The organism is Stenotrophomonas sp. PFBMAA-4 (genome assembly GCF_030053215.1).
In the GTDB taxonomy this organism is placed as follows: domain Bacteria; phylum Pseudomonadota; class Gammaproteobacteria; order Xanthomonadales; family Xanthomonadaceae; genus Stenotrophomonas.
Genome location: NZ_JASGBW010000037.1, coordinates 1 through 14,782 on the forward strand (window position 1 = coordinate 1; position 14,782 = coordinate 14,782).

The following is a 14,782-nucleotide window of genomic DNA, read 5'->3' on the forward strand; positions in this document are numbered from 1 at the left end:
CCGGCCACGCCGTCGGCATCGGCGGCGGCACCGGCCAGCACCAGCACCGCTGCGACCACGCCGGCCGCACGTGCAGAGGACGCGCAGGCGGCCGCTGCCGCACCGGCCGCAGCCGCCGACAACGCGCGCTACATCCTGCAGGCCGGCGCCTTCGGGGCGTCCGGCGATGCCGAAGCGACCAAGGCCAAGCTGGCGATGATGGGCCTGGCGGCACGGGTGGAATCGGCGCAGATCAACGGCAAGACCGTGTACCGCGTGCGCATGGGGCCCTACGGCAGCGCCGGCGAGCTGTCCGAAGCCAAGCAGAAGCTGGATGGCACCGGGCTGCAGGCGATGGCGATCAAGGCGCAGTGACGTTCTGCGGGACCGCATGAAGAAAGCCGGGCATTGCCCGGCTTTTTTTTGCTTCGGTAGAGCCGAGCCCATGCTCGGCTGCATTCAACGGCAGCCGAGCGTGGGCTCGGCTCTACAAGAAGCGATACGACGGCGGTCAGCCTTCGCGGGCGACCTGGAAGCCGGCGAACGACTGGCTGACCGGCATCAGTTCCAGGCGATTGATGTTCAGGTGCGCCGGCAGGGATGCCACCCAGAAGATCTGCTCGGCGATGTCCTCGGCGGTCATCGGGTTGGCGCCGGTATACAGCTTGTTCGAGGCGGCCTGGTCGCCATGGGTGCGGACCACGGTGAATTCGGTCTCGGCCATGCCCGGCTCGATCGTGGTCACGCGCACGCCGGTGCCGTGCAGGTCCGAGCGCAGCCCCAGCGAGAACTGGCTGACGAAGGCCTTGGTGCCGCCGTAGGCGTTGCCGCCCGGGTACGGGTATACGCCGGCCACCGATGAAATGTTGATGATCGCGCCCTTGCGCTCGACCAGCAGCGGCAGCAGGCGGTGGGTCAGGGTCACCAGGGCGGTGATGTTGGTGTCGATCATGGTGGTCCAGTCCGACAGCTTGGCGTTCTGCGCCGGCGCCGTGCCCTGGGCCAGGCCGGCGTTGTTCACCAGCAGGTCGATATCGCCGAAGGCCGGCGGCAGCGCCAGCAAGGCGGCTTCCATCGCCACCGGGTCACGCACATCGAACACGGCAGCGTGCACCACGTCCTTGCCATAGCGGTCGACCAGCGGCTGCAGGCGTTCGCCACGGCGGCCGGTGGCGATCACCTTCCACCCAGCCTGGGCGAAGCGATGGACGGCGGCGGCGCCGAACCCGGAGGTGGCGCCGGTAATCAGGACGGTGCGGGTCATGCAGACAACTCCGTGGGGAACCAGACCCCCATTCTGGCACCGTCGACCGATGCCTGCGTTGCCGGATCAGGCCGGGGTGCCCAGCCCGGGATCAGCGCAGGCGGAACACGCGTGCCTTGGGCAGGTCTTCGTCCACCTGCAGGAACCAGCGCCCGGCGATGCCCGGGATCACTTCGATCTGCGGTGCCTGCAGGGTCTTTCGCAGCTTCATCTGGCCCTTCATCACCTGCCACTGCTGGCCATTGTCGAGGGTGAAGACGGTGCCGGGTTCCCAGCCGGCGACATCGCCCACCACCCGCGCCGTGACCGGGCCTTCTTCCAGGCCCAGGTGCATGGCGGCCGGGGCCGGAACGTTTGCCGGCAGGGGCGCCGCCGGTCGGGTGGCCAGGGCTGCGGGGGCCGGCGCTGCGGTTTCCGCCTCGCGCATCACCCGGTTCAGCGCCTGCAGCTGTGCCGGGCTCAGCCCCACTTCGGCCAGCTGGGCTGCGGTGAGGCGCTGTTCGACCGGCACGAAGCGGTCCTGGGCGGTGGCGGCGAAGCTGCTGGCGACCAGCAGGGCGGACAGGAGGAACCGGCGCATCGGCGAAGTCTCAGCGGAAGTGCGCACACTTTGCTACGACGGGATGACAGTCCGGTGACACGCGCCAGGCCGGTACAATGGGCCATGATCAACAACGATGTACTGCGCAGCGTGCGCTACGCGCTGGACCTGGGCGACCACCACGTGGTGACCCTGTGCCAGATGGCCGACCCGGCCTTCGTGGTCGATGCCGAGCAGGTGAAGGCCTGGCTGCGGCGCGACGACGAGGCGGGCTTCGAACCGATGAACGATGGCGCGCTGGCGCACTTCCTGGATGGCCTGATCGTGCACCTGCGGGGCCGCGACGAGAGCCAGCCGCTGCGCGCGGTGGAAACCCGCATCGACAACAACCTGGTGCTGAAGAAACTGCGCGTGGCCTTCCAGCTGCGCGACGTGGACCTGATGGAGATCTTCGCCAGCGTCGGCTTCAAGGTGTCCAAATCCGAGCTCGGCGCGCTGTTCCGCCAGCCCGGCCATACCAACTACCGGCGTTGCCTGGACCAGATGCTGCGCAACTTCCTCAAGGGCCTGAGCCTGCGCGTTCGCGGCTGAGCACGGCATCGACGAAGGCCCGCGCCGCCGGCGTGGGCAGGCGTTGCCAGGCCAGGTGCACGCGCCGGGTCGGGGTGGGCTGCAGCGGTATCCGCACCACCCCTTCAAACCCCTGCGCGATCAGCACCGGCACGATGCCCACCGCCAGGCCATGGCGGACGAAGCGCTCGATCAGCTCCATCTGGTTGACCTCGAAACGCACCGGGTGCGGCAGGCCGGCCGCGGCGAACGCATCGTCGGTCTGCCGGCGCGCGCCGGTCCCGCGCGCGAAATCCACCAGCGCCTCGTCCTGCAGCAGGGCCAGCGGCAACCGCGCCTGCCCGGCCAGCCGGTGCGTCGGCGCCACCACCGCCACCAGGTCCTCTTCCTGCAGCATCTGGTGGCAGACGCCATCCAGGCTGGCCGACGGTGCCAGACCGACCAGGGCGACATCCAGTTCGCGCGCCTGCACCTGCGCGATCAGGGTTTCGCTCTTGTCCACGCGCAGCTGGAATTCCACCTGCGGGTAGGCCTCGCGGAAGGTGGCGAGGATGGCCACCACGTCGATGTCGGTGAGCGAGGAAATCTGCCCGATCGCCAGCGTGCCGCGTACCGTGCCGGTCACCGCGGCGACATCGGCGCGCAGGTGGCGCAGGCTGGCCTGCACCTGCCGCGCATGCACCAGCAGCGCCTCGCCGGCCGGGGTGACCCGCACCTGGCGCGGCAGCCGCTCGAACAGCGGCGTCCCCAGTTCTGCTTCCAGATGCGCGATCTGGTGGCTCAGCGCCGACTGCACCACGTGGCAGCGCGCGGCGGCACGGGTGAAGTTGCCCTCCTCGGCCAGGGCCACGGCGAATTCAAGCTGCTTGAGGTTCACGGCGTGCCGCCCCGCATCATCATCTGGTTTCCAGATGCCAAGGATGATGATGATTCATTTCCATCATCAATGCAGCAGGAGGACACTGTGCTCCCCACGTTCTGGAATGCCCCGTGAGCCCGTCCCTCCCTCCCCTGCACCGCTGGCAGGTACTGCTGATGTCGGTGGCCACCGGCGTGGCGGTCGCCAGCAACTACTACGCGCAGCCGCTGCTGCACACCATTGCCGATGCCTTCGGCGTGCCGTTCGGCCAGATCGGGATGGTGGTGACGGCCGCCCAGCTGAGTTACGCCGCCGGCCTGATCCTGCTGGTGCCGCTGGGCGACCTGTTCGAGCGGCGGCGGCTGATCGTGGTGATGAGCCTGCTCTCGGCCACCGGGCTGGTCATCAGTGCCTGTGCGCCGTCGCTGGCCTGGCTGCTGGTGGGCACGGCCATCACCGGCCTGTTCTCGGTGGTGGCGCAGGTGCTGGTGCCGTTCGCCGCCACCCTGGCCGCACCGGAACATCGCGGCAGGGTGGTCGGCACGCTGATGAGCGGGCTGCTGCTGGGCATCCTGCTGGCGCGTACCGTGGCCGGCCTGCTGTCCAGCCTGGGCGACTGGCGCCTGGTCTATGCCATCGCCGCCGCCGTGCTGGTGCTGACCGCACTGGCCCTGCAGCGCGGGCTGCCGCGCTTCCACCACAGCGCCGGCCTGGGCTACTTCGCCCTGCTGCGTTCGATCGGCACCCTGTTCGTGCAGGAACCGGTACTGCGCCAGCGCACCCTGCTCGGTGCCTGCAGCTTCGCCATGTTCGCCATCTTCTGGACGCCGCTGGCCTTCCTGCTGGCACAGCCGCCCTACGAATACAGCGACGCCACCATCGGCCTGTTCGGCCTGGTCGGTGCCGCCGGCACGCTGGCAGCGGGGCTGGCCGGGCGCATGTCCGACCGCGGCCAGACCGGCCGCGCCACCGCCATCGCGCTGCTGATGCTGCTGCTGTCGTGGCTGCCGCTGGGCCTGTCGGCGCACTCGCTGCTGGCGCTTCTGGCGGGCGTGGTGGTGCTGGACCTGGCCGCGCAGCTGCTGCATGTCAGCAACCAGAACCTGATCTATGCGCTGCAGCCGGAAGCACGCAACCGCCTCAACGCCGGCTACATGACCGGCTATTTCATCGGCGGTTCGCTGGGTTCGCTGCTGTCGGCGCAGGTCTACCAGCACTTCGGCTGGGCCGGTGTATGCGTGGCCGGTGCCGCAGTGGCCGTGCTGGCCCTGCTGCTGTGGCTGCCCGGCGCGTGGCGTGCGCGCCAGGCGGCCATCGCCCGCTAGAAGCTGCCCTGCAGGGCCAGCTCCCAGCGCCCGCCGGCATTGCCGGGGAACAGCCGGCGCGCGGCATTGTCGGTGTCATGCACGGTGGCCCGCAGTTCCCACGCCGGTGCCAGGGTGGCGATGGCGCTGAGCTGGCCATGCAGGTAGTCCGGGCCCTGTGCGTCGGCCAGCCAGTAGTGGCCGACGGCCGCTTCCAGGCGGAAGCGTTCGTTCAACGGCAGGCGTGCCCCCAGCTGCGCATAGGTGCCGCGATGGCCACCGGCCAGCGCATCGCTGGAATGGGCCAGCTGCAACCAGGCCCGCTGCTTCCAGCCGAGCGTGGCGCCCAGTTCGGTCCAGTCCAGTGCACGGCCGGTGCCCGGGTAGAGGTAGCGGGTGAGATTGGCATCCAGGGTCCAGTCCTGCGCCACCGCGCCGGACCAGCCGGCCACCAGATCGAATTCACTGCGCGCGCCGCTGTCCGGGGTGAACGACACGTTCGATCCCCACACGCTGGCATACAGGCCTGAAGGCAGAGCGAGCTTCGCCCCGGCCTGCACCGCCGGGTCGCCGCCGGTCTGCGAGCTGCCGCGCCACACGTAATCGCTGGTCACCGCCATGTTGCCGCTGGCCTGCACCTGCGCCTGCGCGCTGCCGATGCCGAGCAGGCCGGCCACCAGTGCGGCCACGGCCGCGCTCATCCCCTTGCTGTCCACTGCGTGGTGTTCCTCGTCGAAGGCGGTCGCGCCGCCGGGACGGCAGTGTCGGCGGCAGCGCCGTAACGGATCGATGGCGCAGCCACGCCCAACGCGCAAATTCACCGTAAAGCGACCGGGCGCCGGCAACAGCCGGGGTATCATGGCCCCCTGTTTCCAGGAACCAACCGCGTGGACGCCATCCTGACCCCGGTATCGATCGGCGAGCTGATCGACAAGATCACCATTCTCGAGATCAAGGCCGAGCGCATCGACGATGCCGCCAAGCTGGCCAACGTACGCACCGAGCTGGACGGCCTGCTGCCGTTGCTGCAGCAGCAGCTGCAGGCGCAGCCGGCGCTGGGCGCGCTGCGCACCCAGCTCAAGGCCATCAACGAACGCATGTGGGACATCCAGGACCAGCTGCGTGACAAGGAAGCAGCGCAGGTGTTCGATGATGCGTTCATCCAGCTGGCCCGCGGCGTCTACGGCACCAATGGCGAACGCATCGTGGTGAAGAACGAGATCAACCGCGTCGCCGGCTCGGCGCTGGTGGAAGAGAAGCAGTACCAGGGCGAGTAAGCCTGCGCTTCAACTGGCGTCCAGCAGGTGGCGGATGCGGAACAGCTCGCCATCGCTGCGGATGCCCAGCTTCTGGTAGGCCGTCTTCTTCTGCGTGCTGATGGTGCTGGCCGAACGCTGGAAGCGCCGTGCCACTTCGCCGGTGCTGCAGCCCTGCAGTACCAGCCGCAGCACTTCGCGTTCGCGCGGGCTGAGAGGCGTGAGCGCCAGCGCGGCCGCACGCTGCGTGCGCGATCGGTTGAGCTGCCTGTGCAGCTCCGGCGGCACGAAGCGGCCGCCCCGCGAGAGCGTGTCCAACGCGCGCAGCAGCACGTCCGGCGAGGAAGCCTTGGAGATGAAGCCGCGCGCACCGGCCTGCATGGCCGTGGCCACCGTGCTGGCATTGCAGTGGGCCGACAGCACCAGCACGGGCAGGTGCGGGTAGCACTGGTCCAGCTCGCGCAGCAGGGCCAGGCCATCGCCTCGATCGCCCAGCGCGAACGCATCCACCACCAGCAGGTCCAGTGACTGCGGGTCTCGCTGCAGCTGTGCCAGCAGCCGTGCCGGGTCGGCATGACTGGCGCAGACCAGCACGCCGCTGTGCTGGCTCAACAACACTTCCACGCCCAGCCGCAGCACCGGATGCGGGTCCAGCAGCGCCAGGCGACGCGGCTGATCGGAAAGCAAGGGAGGTAGCGCAGGTAGCATTGCGGCGGTCCTGTTGCACAGCACCCACACCGTAGGTGCGCGCCGCCAGCAGCGGAATCCAATTTATTGCAATGCAACAGGCAAGCCGTTCAACGGTCACCTTTCATTCCGGTTCGCCAGAACGCAACAGGCCCGGCAATGCCGGGCCTGTCGATGCACATCCAGCGCGCAGGCGCGCCGTGGTGCGATTACCAGCTGAAGCGCGGGCCGACGGTGTATTCCTTGTCGCCGTGGCGGTTCATCTTCAGCTCGCCGTTCAGGCCCCAATTCTGGTTCAGCTTGACCTGGCCACCCAGGCGGCCGTACCACTGGCCTTCCGGATTGACGCCGTGCTTCTTCGAATAATCTTCGTAACCGACCAGGCCGTAGACTTCGGCGTGCGGGCCGAAGGCGGTGCGGATACCGGCTTCAGCGCTGTAGCCGTTGAAGTCCAGGCCGTGCTTCGGGTCGAACTTCTGGTAGGCAACGCGGGCAACGAAGTCGCTCGACGGGGCGATTTCAACGTTGTAGCCGGCACCGATCTTCCACTGGTCAACCTTCAGGTTGGTGTGGTCGATTTCCTGGCGGCTGTATTCACCGAAGGCATGGAAGTTCGGCAGGAAGCCATAGGAACCCTTGACGCCCCAACCGTCGGCCTTGATGCCGTCGACGTCGGTCTTGGCGTAGTCGGCTTCAGCGTAGTTGTAGGACAGGTTCTCGGCGGCCGAGGCAGTGAACGGCAGGGCAGCGGCCAGCGCCAGGGCAATCAGCGAATTCTTCATGGGGGTACACCTTTACTTTCTTATGTTGTGCAGCAGCGCCAGGGCGCCATCGCATCGGGAATGTAAATTCTCCGTTATTCGCCACAACGCTCCCTGAAAACAGCGACCTTCGCATTGCTGAATTTTTTGCCTTGATTCAGGCTCTTTCAGGCATACGCGCGCGGTCGCGAACGCAGCTCTGGCGTGATTGCCGCGTGTTGCCAGCACCGTTGTCGATTTCCCCCACGCTGGTTCGTCGGGTCATTGAAGGCCGTGCATGTGGCACGGCCCACCTCGGAGGCAAGCGATGAGTTACATCGATGGTTTCGTCCTGGCGGTGCCCACCGCCAACAAGGAAAAATTCCTCGCCCACGCGCGCAGCGGCGACGTGGTGTTCATCGAGTACGGCGCGCTGCGCGTGGTCGAGTGCTGGGGCGATGATGTGCCACACGGCAAGACCACCGATTTCTTCGGTGCGGTGAAGGCCACGCCGGAGGAAACAGTGGTGTTCTCCTGGATCGAGTGGCCGGACAAGGCCACCCGCGATGCCGGCATGCAGAAGATGATGGAAGACCCGCGGCTGGATCCGGCGAAGAACCCGATGCCCTTCGATGGTGCGCGGATGATCTACGGTGGCTTCATCCCGATCTACGAACTGACCGCCTGAGCACCGATGGCCGGGCGCGCGTGCTCAGCGCGCGTCCGTGTCATCAGTTCCGGCCGCATGGCCGGCGCCCAGCGCGGCGCCGGCACCCAGGCCCATGCCACCCATGCCGCCGCCCATGCCACCACCACCGCCGCGGCCGCCCTTGGCATCGCCGTCGTTGCGCCCCTTGCCGCTGCCACCGCCACTGCCACCGGGCCGGGTGGGCCCCTGCGGTGGAATGCGCAGATCGCTCGGGATGGGCGCCAGATCGAGTGCCTCGCGCACGAAGTCGCGCAGCGATATCACCAGTTCGTGGGTGTGCACCGGCCGGCCCTGTGCCAGTTCCTCGGCGGCACGCGCGGCCAGGCGCACCTGTTCGTCGGTGCCCAGCAGCAGGATGTCGGACAGGGCGGCTTCGACCGCATCGCGGATGCGCCGGGCGCGGTCCGAGCGTGGCTCAGCGATGCCTTCGGCTTCTTCGCGCTGGCGCAGGTCACGGCGATGGGTGGGGTCCACGCCCAGTTCGCCGGTGAAGGAACCGCCCAGGGTCTTGTAGGCCGCCATCAGCGTGCGCAGGCGTTCGTTGATCTGCCGGTTCTCGCGCTCGCGGCGCTGCTGCAGGGTCTGCATCACCAGCAGGCGGATGCCCACGCCCAGCAGGGTGATGAGGACCAGGCCGGCCAGGGTGGACAGTACGCCCTGCCAGGAACTGAAATCGATACCGCGCATGCCCGGGGCTCCAGCGGGAAGAACCCGCATCTTGCCGCAAAGCCTGCCCCTGGAATGCGAAAGGCCCTCCCGCCTGGGGGCGGAAGGGCCTTCTGTCACCGCGCGATTACTTGCGCTTGGCGACCTTGCGACCGGCCTTGGCCGGGGCCTTCTTGGCAGCGGCCTTCTTGGCGACGACCTTCTTGGCCGGAGCCTTCTTGGCGGCAACCTTCTTCAGCGGCGCAGCCTTCTTGGCGACGGCCTTCTTGGCGACGGCGACCTTCTTGCCGACAACCTTCTTGGCAGCAGCGGTCTTCTTGGTGGCAACCTTCCTGGTGGCGGCAACCTTCTTGCCGACGACCTTCTTGGCAGCGGCGGTCTTCTTGGTGGCGACCTTCTTGGCAACGGCGGTCTTCTTGCCGACAACCTTCTTGGCGGCGACGGTCTTCTTGGCCACAGCCTTCTTGGCCACAGCCTTCTTGGCGGTAGCGACCTTCTTGCCGACAACCTTCTTGGCGGCCGCGGTCTTCTTGGCAACGGTCTTCTTGGCGACGGCAGCCTTCTTGGTGGCGGCCTTCTTCACGGTGGCGACCTTCTTGCCGGCAGCCTTGGTGGCGGCCTTGGTGGTCTTCTTGGCCGCAGCGGCCTTCTTGGTCACGGCCTTGCCGGCAGCAGCCTTCTTCTTGGCCACTTCCTTCTTCAGGGCAGCGGCTTCGGCCTTGGCGTTCTTCTTGGCGGCTTCCAGCTTCTGCTTGGCCTTGGCGACGGTCTTGCCGACCGACTTGGCAGCCTTGTCAGCCTTCTTGGCAACGGTCTTCTCGACCTTGGCCACAGCCTTCTTGGCCTTGGCAACGCGGGTACCGGCAGCCTTGGTGGCGCGCTTGACGGTCTTCTTGACCGACTTCACGGCGTCTTCGGCGGCGTGGGCGATGGTCTCGCCAACGTTGGCGGCGGTTTCTTTAACGTTCTCGACGGCGTCGGTCACGACCGACACACCATTACCGTTGCTCATGTTGCCCTCCTGGGGGCCTGGATTGTCAAAACGGGGCGATGCTATACCGACATTGTCCATCGTGGAACGGGGCGCACATATCCAATCGCATCGGATGCGACGGCCCTGGTGTAAGCGACAGCCAGTGCCAGGCCGACCTTCATTCAGAAAACCCCTTTATTTAAGTGCTACGCGATGATGCCCGCGTGTGCACGGGCATCCCGCCCATGGCGCTGCATGGCCCGTGCAAGAGATGCGCGGCAAGCGCCATGGCAACGCCAGGATGCGCCGAACTGCGCAAGTATCGGAACGTGTCGGCACGCGGCGGAGGCACGCCTGCAGGGTCGATATGCGCGTCGCGAGCCAGGCTTTTTTCATGGGCCATTTATCCGGATCGCGACACACTCATTCAGCTTGTTCTACCGTATAGCCCTACGGCCCCACTCCACCGCCAGCGAACCGACTCCCATGCGACCGCTTCCCACCCTGCTCACGCTCGCAATCGCGGCTGCCTTCGGCGGCTTCGTCGCCACCGGCATCAACGCCCACCTGGACAACCGCGCCGATGCCGCGCCGCTTCCCGCCGCGCTGACGACCAGTGCCGCGTTGCCGGCCGCGGTTGCCGGGCAGGCGGTACCGTCGCTGGCGCCGATGCTGGAAAAGGCCATGCCGGCGGTGGTCAGCGTCAACACCAAGCAGGTGGTGCGGGTGCGCAATCCGTTCTTCAACGACCCGTTCTTCCGCCGCCTGTTCCCGGACGTGCCGCAGGAACGCATCAACGAATCGCTCGGTTCGGGCGTCATCATCGATGCCAGCGAGGGCCTGGTGCTGACCAACCACCACGTCATCGACAACGCCGACGACGTGCAGGTGACCCTGGCCGATGGGCGCACGGTGAAGGCCGAATTCCTCGGTTCGGACCGCGACACCGACATCGCCCTGATCCGCATCCCGGCGCAGAACCTCACCGACATCAAGCTGGGCAACAGCGACCAGCTGCGGGTGGGCGACTTCGTGGTGGCCATCGGCAACCCGTTCGGTTTCAGCCAGACGGTGACCTCGGGCATTGTCTCGGCGGTGGGCCGCACCGGCATCCGCGGCCTGGGCTACCAGAACTTCATCCAGACCGATGCGTCGATCAACCCGGGCAATTCCGGTGGCGCGCTGGTCAACCTGCAGGGCCAGCTGGTCGGCATCAACACGGCCAGCTTCAACCCGCAGGGCAGCATGGCCGGCAACATCGGCCTGGGCCTGGCCATCCCGTCCAACCTGGCGCGCAGCGTGGTCGACCAGCTGGTCAAGCACGGCGTGGTGGTGCGCGGCACCCTGGGCGTGGAAGCACAGAACCTGAGCGCGCAGATCGCCCAGGGCCTGGGCCTGGGTGAAACGCGTGGCGCGCTGATCACCCGCGTGCTGGCCGGTTCGGCTGCCGCTGCAGCCGGGCTGAAGCCGGGCGACGTGGTGGTGTCGGCCAATGGCCAGCGCGTGGACAGCGCCGAAGCGCTGCACAACGTCGAAGGCCTGGCCGCCGTCGGCAGCGTGCTGGCGCTGGACGTGCGCCGCGAAGGCAAAGCGGTGCAGATCAAGGCCACGCTGAAGGAACAGGCACGATCGGTCACCGGCGAAAGCCTGGACCCGCGCCTGACCGGCGCCACCTTCACCGACCTGCCCGAGTCGCTGCGCCAGTCCGGCGTGGGCGGCGTGCTGGTCAGCGAGGTCAAGCGCGGCAGCCGCGCGGCCAGCAACGGCCTGCAGCAGGGCGACATCATCGCCGAGGCCACGGTGGGCGAATTCGCCGACCTGGCCAGCTGGCGTGCCAACTTCCAGCAGCGCCCGGCCAACCTGGTGCTGCGCATCCTGCGCAACAATGGCCAGCAGCAGGGCCAGCTGGTGATGCGCTGATCGCCCCGCCGTAACACCCCCTATACCCGGCCGATGCTATTGCTGTACGCCCTATCGGCCGAACCCTTCGTTCGTCCCCCCATCGCAACAGGAGTGATTCGATGAGCCCCACCAATACCGAGAACCTGAAGGAACACCTGGGTGAAGCCGGTTCCCACCTGAAGCAGGCCGCCACCGCTGCCGGCGGTGCGATCAAGGGTGCAACCGGCGCCGCCGGTGACGAACTGCGCATCGGCAAGGCCAACGTCAAGGCCGAACTGTCCGACAGCGCGCTGTCCGGCCTGGCCGCTGCCGAATTCGGCGGTGCCGCTGCCAAGGAACAGGTCGACGCACTGATGGACAAGGGCAAGGACCTGGTCGACAGCGCCGCCGAGCTGATCCGCGAGCGTCCGCTGGCGTCGTTCGGCGTGGCCTTCGCCGCTGGCTGGCTGATCGCCAAGCTGGCCAGCAGCAGCGACAAGTAAGCTGCGGCGTGAGCGAAGAGACCACGCAAGCACCCGATCCGGCGGCGACCCCGCCGCTGGACGAGAGCATCCGCCAGGTCGGCGCGGCAGGTAAGGCCGCCGCCGATTCGGCCAGGAATTCGCTGCGCTCGCTGCGGCGGTTGGCTTCGGCCGACTTCGCCCTGGCCCGCAGCGCATTCGGCCGCGCCCTGGCCTGGGCCGGGGTGGGCATCGTCTTCGGGGCCTCGGCCTGGCTGCTGATGGCCGCCACCCTCATCGCCCTGCTGCAGAGCTGGGGCTTGAGCTGGCTGCAGGCCCTGCTGATCACCTCGCTGCTGAGCCTGGCCGTGACCGGCTATGCGATCTGGCGGGTTTCCTACTTCTTCCACCACACCGGCATGCATGCCACGCGGCGCCAGTTGTCGAAGCTGGGCCTGTTCGACGAACCCAGCGAAGACGACCCCGATGCCGAGGTGCAGATTCCGGAGGGCAAGCCATGAAGTTCGGCGCGCTGCAGCGGCGGGTGAAGCGCTGCGAACAGGTGATGGCCGTGCGCATGGCCGAAACCGAAGACAACTGGACCGTACTCAGCCAGGTCTGGCGGCAGGGCTGGTCGCCGCTGCGCATCATCACCGTCGGCCTGGCCGGCGGTTTCCTGGCCGGCAAGCTGGAAGTACCGGGCAAGGTGAACGGCGCACGCTGGCTGCAGATGATCGGCTCGGTATCGAACCTGTTTGCCAGTGGCCAGGCGGCGTTTGCCGCCGCGATGGCCGCACACGCGGCCGATACGGCTGATGAAGCCGCCGACCAGGCCGATGAGGCGGCCGAGCAGATGGCCCCGCAGGCCGCAGCCCGCCCTGCCCCGCGCGCGGCTGCCACGCCCGAAGCGGAACTGCGCGAACCACAGCCGGCCGAAGCGGCCACCGACGTCTCCGAGCGTTGACTCGACACACCCGCCGCGTTGATCGCGGCGGGCTGATAATGGGCCTCCCTTCCCGGTTGGTGCGTCGATGAGCGAGTCCCTGCTGTCCCCTGCGGCACCCCGACCGGACAACGCGGCGCCCCTGCCGCCGCCGTCGCGCCCACGCGGGCCGATGTCGCTGGTGGTGCTGGCCACCCTCGCCGTGGCCTTCACCCTGTGGGCCGCGCAGGACATCATCCTGCCGGTGCTGCTGGCCATGTTCTTTGCGCTGGTGGGCAACCCGATCCTGCGTTTCCTGCGCCGGCTGTGGATCCCGCGCGCGATCGGTGCGCTGCTGATCCTCGGCACCGGCCTGGGCGTGACCGCCTCGCTGGGCGTGCAGCTGATCGGACCGGCGATGGACTGGGCGCAGGAAGCACCGCAGCAGCTGCGCAAGGTCGCCCGCCAGGTGCAGGACCTGACCAAGCCGGTGCAGCAGGCCAACCTGGCGGCGGAGAACTTCGCGCGCGCGGCCGGTGGCGAGAGCAACCGCAGGATCCAGGTCATCCGCACCCAGCTGGACGACCCCTACCGCATGTTGACCCGGGCGCCCAAGCTCGCCGCATCGGTGCTGGCGGTGGTGCTGCTCACCCTGTTCTTCATGATCTATGGCGAGAGCCTGCAGCGCGCGGCCATCGCACTGTTCCCCAACCGCCAGCAACAACGGTTCACCACGGACATCCTGCGCTCGATCGAACGCGAGGTCTCGCGCTACGTGCTCACCATCAGCGTCATCAACACGCTGGTGGGCCTGGTGTTTGCCGGCGTGCTGATGCTGCTGGGCATCGGCCTGCAGGAGGCGCTGCTGTGGGGCACGGTGGCCGCGCTGCTGAACTTCGCGCCGTACGTGGGCCCGCTGATCGGCGTGGCGATGATGCTGCTGATGGGCTTCGTCGAGTTCCGCGACCCGCTGCAGGCCCTGCTGCCGGCCGCGGCCTACCTGGGCCTGCATACGCTGGAAGGGCAGCTGGTGACCCCGATCGTGCTGGGCCGGCAGATGAAGCTCTCGCCGCTGGTGCTGATCCTGGCCCTGATGGTGTTCGGCTGGGCCTGGGGCATGGTCGGCCTGCTGCTGTCGGTGCCGCTGCTGGTCTGCATCAAGCTGGTGCTGGCCCGCCTGGAAGGCATGCAGGGCTGGGCGCGGCTGCTGGAATGAAAGCCCCGGCGGGCAGGCGTAGAATGGCCGGGTGAAATTTCCAGTCCAAGCCATCACCCTCGACCTCGACGACACGCTGTGGCCGTTCGCGCCGATCGGCACCCGCATCGACGTGGTCCTGCACGAATGGATGTGCGAGCACAGCCCCGCCACCGCTGCCATGTACCCGGTGGCGGCGATGCGCGAACTGCGCGAGCGCTCCTTCCGCGACAACCCGCACCTGCACTTCGACCTGAGCGCACTGCGCCGGCTGACGATCCAGGAGGCGCTGCAGAACAGCGGCGCCAGCCTGGACCTGCTGGAGCCGGCCTACGAAGTGTTCTATGCCGCACGCAACCAGGTCGAATGCTACCCCGACGCGCTGGAGGCGCTGGCGCGCATCGCCGCGCGGGTGCCGGTGGCAGCACTGAGCAACGGCAACGCCGACCTGGAGCGGATCGGCCTGTCGCATCTTTTCGCCTTCCAGCTGGGCGCGCGCGAACACGGCGCGGCCAAGCCGGAGGCCAGCATCTTCCATGCCGCCTGCCAGCGCCTGGGCGTGGCCCCGGCGCAGGTGCTGCACGTGGGCGACCATGTCGAGATGGACGTGGCCGGGGCGATCGCCGCTGGCCTGCGCGGTTGCTGGATCAACCGCGACGCCGCCACCTGGACCCATCCGCAGCTGCAGCCGGACCTGCAGTTCGACACCCTTACCGGCCTGGCCGACTGGTTGGACGCCAACCTTGATGCCGCCGACGAACACCGGAGTAACTGA

Annotated in this window: 19 protein-coding genes; 11 read left to right on the top strand and 8 right to left on the bottom strand. The window is 67.9% G+C overall.

The features are described from left to right. Window positions 1–354: SPOR domain-containing protein (locus tag QMZ26_RS18535; protein WP_283222305.1), on the top strand; the 354-nt coding region annotated here is incomplete at its 5' end. Between the two features lie 136 nt (window positions 355–490). Here QMZ26_RS18535 and QMZ26_RS18540 read toward each other — a convergent pair. Next, a complete protein-coding gene (locus QMZ26_RS18540; protein WP_283222306.1) occupies window positions 491–1,243 on the bottom strand; it encodes an SDR family NAD(P)-dependent oxidoreductase in 753 nt (250 codons plus the stop codon). Between the two features lie 91 nt (window positions 1,244–1,334). After that, on the bottom strand, window positions 1,335–1,823 hold the full coding sequence (locus QMZ26_RS18545) for a hypothetical protein (RefSeq protein WP_283222307.1): 489 nt from the start codon (window positions 1,821–1,823) through the stop codon (window positions 1,335–1,337). Window positions 1,824–1,907: 84 nt separating this feature from the next. On the opposite strand from QMZ26_RS18545, the gene QMZ26_RS18550 reads away from it, so the two are divergent. Beyond that, a complete protein-coding gene (locus tag QMZ26_RS18550) occupies window positions 1,908–2,375 on the top strand; it encodes a DUF1456 family protein (protein ID WP_283222308.1) in 468 nt (155 codons plus the stop codon). Here QMZ26_RS18550 and QMZ26_RS18555 read toward each other — a convergent pair. Beyond that, a complete protein-coding gene (locus QMZ26_RS18555) occupies window positions 2,344–3,231 on the bottom strand; it encodes a LysR family transcriptional regulator (protein WP_283222309.1) in 888 nt (295 codons plus the stop codon). The genes QMZ26_RS18550 and QMZ26_RS18555 overlap by 32 nt on opposite strands. 158 nt (window positions 3,232–3,389) lie before the next feature. Between QMZ26_RS18555 and QMZ26_RS18560 the strand changes: the two genes are divergently transcribed. Further along, window positions 3,390–4,538, top strand: a complete 1,149-nt coding sequence (locus QMZ26_RS18560; protein ID WP_234458392.1) for an MFS transporter — start codon at window positions 3,390–3,392, stop codon at window positions 4,536–4,538. On the opposite strand, the gene QMZ26_RS18565 is transcribed toward QMZ26_RS18560, so the two are convergent. Further along, window positions 4,535–5,233 (bottom strand): TorF family putative porin, encoded by a 699-nt coding sequence (locus QMZ26_RS18565; RefSeq protein ID WP_283222310.1) that lies wholly within the window; start codon window positions 5,231–5,233, stop codon window positions 4,535–4,537. The two genes, QMZ26_RS18560 and QMZ26_RS18565, sit on opposite strands and share 4 nt — an antisense overlap. A 171-nt stretch (window positions 5,234–5,404) precedes the next feature. Between QMZ26_RS18565 and QMZ26_RS18570 the strand changes: the two genes are divergently transcribed. Beyond that, window positions 5,405–5,794, top strand: coding sequence for a DUF6165 family protein (locus tag QMZ26_RS18570; RefSeq protein WP_079224964.1), 390 nt, complete (start codon window positions 5,405–5,407; stop codon window positions 5,792–5,794). 9 nt (window positions 5,795–5,803) lie between these two features. On the opposite strand, the gene QMZ26_RS18575 is transcribed toward QMZ26_RS18570, so the two are convergent. Further along, the gene (locus QMZ26_RS18575) at window positions 5,804–6,481 is read right to left on the bottom strand and encodes a response regulator transcription factor (RefSeq protein ID WP_283222311.1); all 678 of its coding nucleotides are present in this window, start codon (window positions 6,479–6,481) and stop codon (window positions 5,804–5,806) included. A gap of 188 nt (window positions 6,482–6,669) precedes the next feature. Beyond that, entirely contained in the window at window positions 6,670–7,242 is a 573-nt protein-coding gene (locus QMZ26_RS18580; RefSeq protein ID WP_079224960.1) for an Ax21 family protein, read from the bottom strand. A 286-nt stretch (window positions 7,243–7,528) separates the two neighbouring features. Here QMZ26_RS18580 and QMZ26_RS18585 point away from each other — a divergent pair, with 286 nt between their 5' ends. Further along, window positions 7,529–7,888 (top strand): DUF1428 domain-containing protein, encoded by a 360-nt coding sequence (locus tag QMZ26_RS18585; RefSeq protein ID WP_079224958.1) that lies wholly within the window; start codon window positions 7,529–7,531, stop codon window positions 7,886–7,888. A 24-nt stretch (window positions 7,889–7,912) separates the two neighbouring features. On the opposite strand, the gene QMZ26_RS18590 is transcribed toward QMZ26_RS18585, so the two are convergent. Beyond that, window positions 7,913–8,596, bottom strand: a complete 684-nt coding sequence (locus QMZ26_RS18590; RefSeq protein ID WP_283222312.1) for a hypothetical protein — start codon at window positions 8,594–8,596, stop codon at window positions 7,913–7,915. Window positions 8,597–8,702: 106 nt separating this feature from the next. Further along, window positions 8,703–9,587, bottom strand: coding sequence for a histone (locus QMZ26_RS18595; protein ID WP_283222313.1), 885 nt, complete (start codon window positions 9,585–9,587; stop codon window positions 8,703–8,705). Window positions 9,588–10,034: 447 nt separating this feature from the next. Between QMZ26_RS18595 and QMZ26_RS18600 the strand changes: the two genes are divergently transcribed. The 6 genes from QMZ26_RS18600 to QMZ26_RS18625 all read left to right on the top strand — a co-directional run bounded on the left by QMZ26_RS18600 (window position 10,035) and on the right by QMZ26_RS18625 (window position 14,782). Beyond that, window positions 10,035–11,468, top strand: a complete 1,434-nt coding sequence (locus QMZ26_RS18600) for a Do family serine endopeptidase (RefSeq protein WP_200732803.1) — start codon at window positions 10,035–10,037, stop codon at window positions 11,466–11,468. Between the two features lie 101 nt (window positions 11,469–11,569). Next, window positions 11,570–11,932 (top strand): hypothetical protein, encoded by a 363-nt coding sequence (locus QMZ26_RS18605; RefSeq protein WP_079224951.1) that lies wholly within the window; start codon window positions 11,570–11,572, stop codon window positions 11,930–11,932. Between the two features lie 8 nt (window positions 11,933–11,940). Further along, window positions 11,941–12,411 carry a phage holin family protein gene (locus QMZ26_RS18610; protein WP_200732804.1) on the top strand — a complete coding sequence of 157 codons (471 nt, stop codon included), beginning with the start codon at window positions 11,941–11,943 and terminating at the stop codon, window positions 12,409–12,411. Continuing rightward, on the top strand, window positions 12,408–12,854 hold the full coding sequence (locus tag QMZ26_RS18615) for a protein sip-5 (protein ID WP_283222314.1): 447 nt from the start codon (window positions 12,408–12,410) through the stop codon (window positions 12,852–12,854). The genes QMZ26_RS18610 and QMZ26_RS18615 overlap by 4 nt, the downstream gene beginning before the upstream one ends. A 67-nt stretch (window positions 12,855–12,921) precedes the next feature. Continuing rightward, window positions 12,922–14,028, top strand: a complete 1,107-nt coding sequence (locus QMZ26_RS18620) for an AI-2E family transporter (protein ID WP_283222315.1) — start codon at window positions 12,922–12,924, stop codon at window positions 14,026–14,028. Between the two features lie 31 nt (window positions 14,029–14,059). Further along, the gene (locus QMZ26_RS18625; protein WP_283222316.1) at window positions 14,060–14,782 is read left to right on the top strand and encodes an HAD-IA family hydrolase; all 723 of its coding nucleotides are present in this window, start codon (window positions 14,060–14,062) and stop codon (window positions 14,780–14,782) included.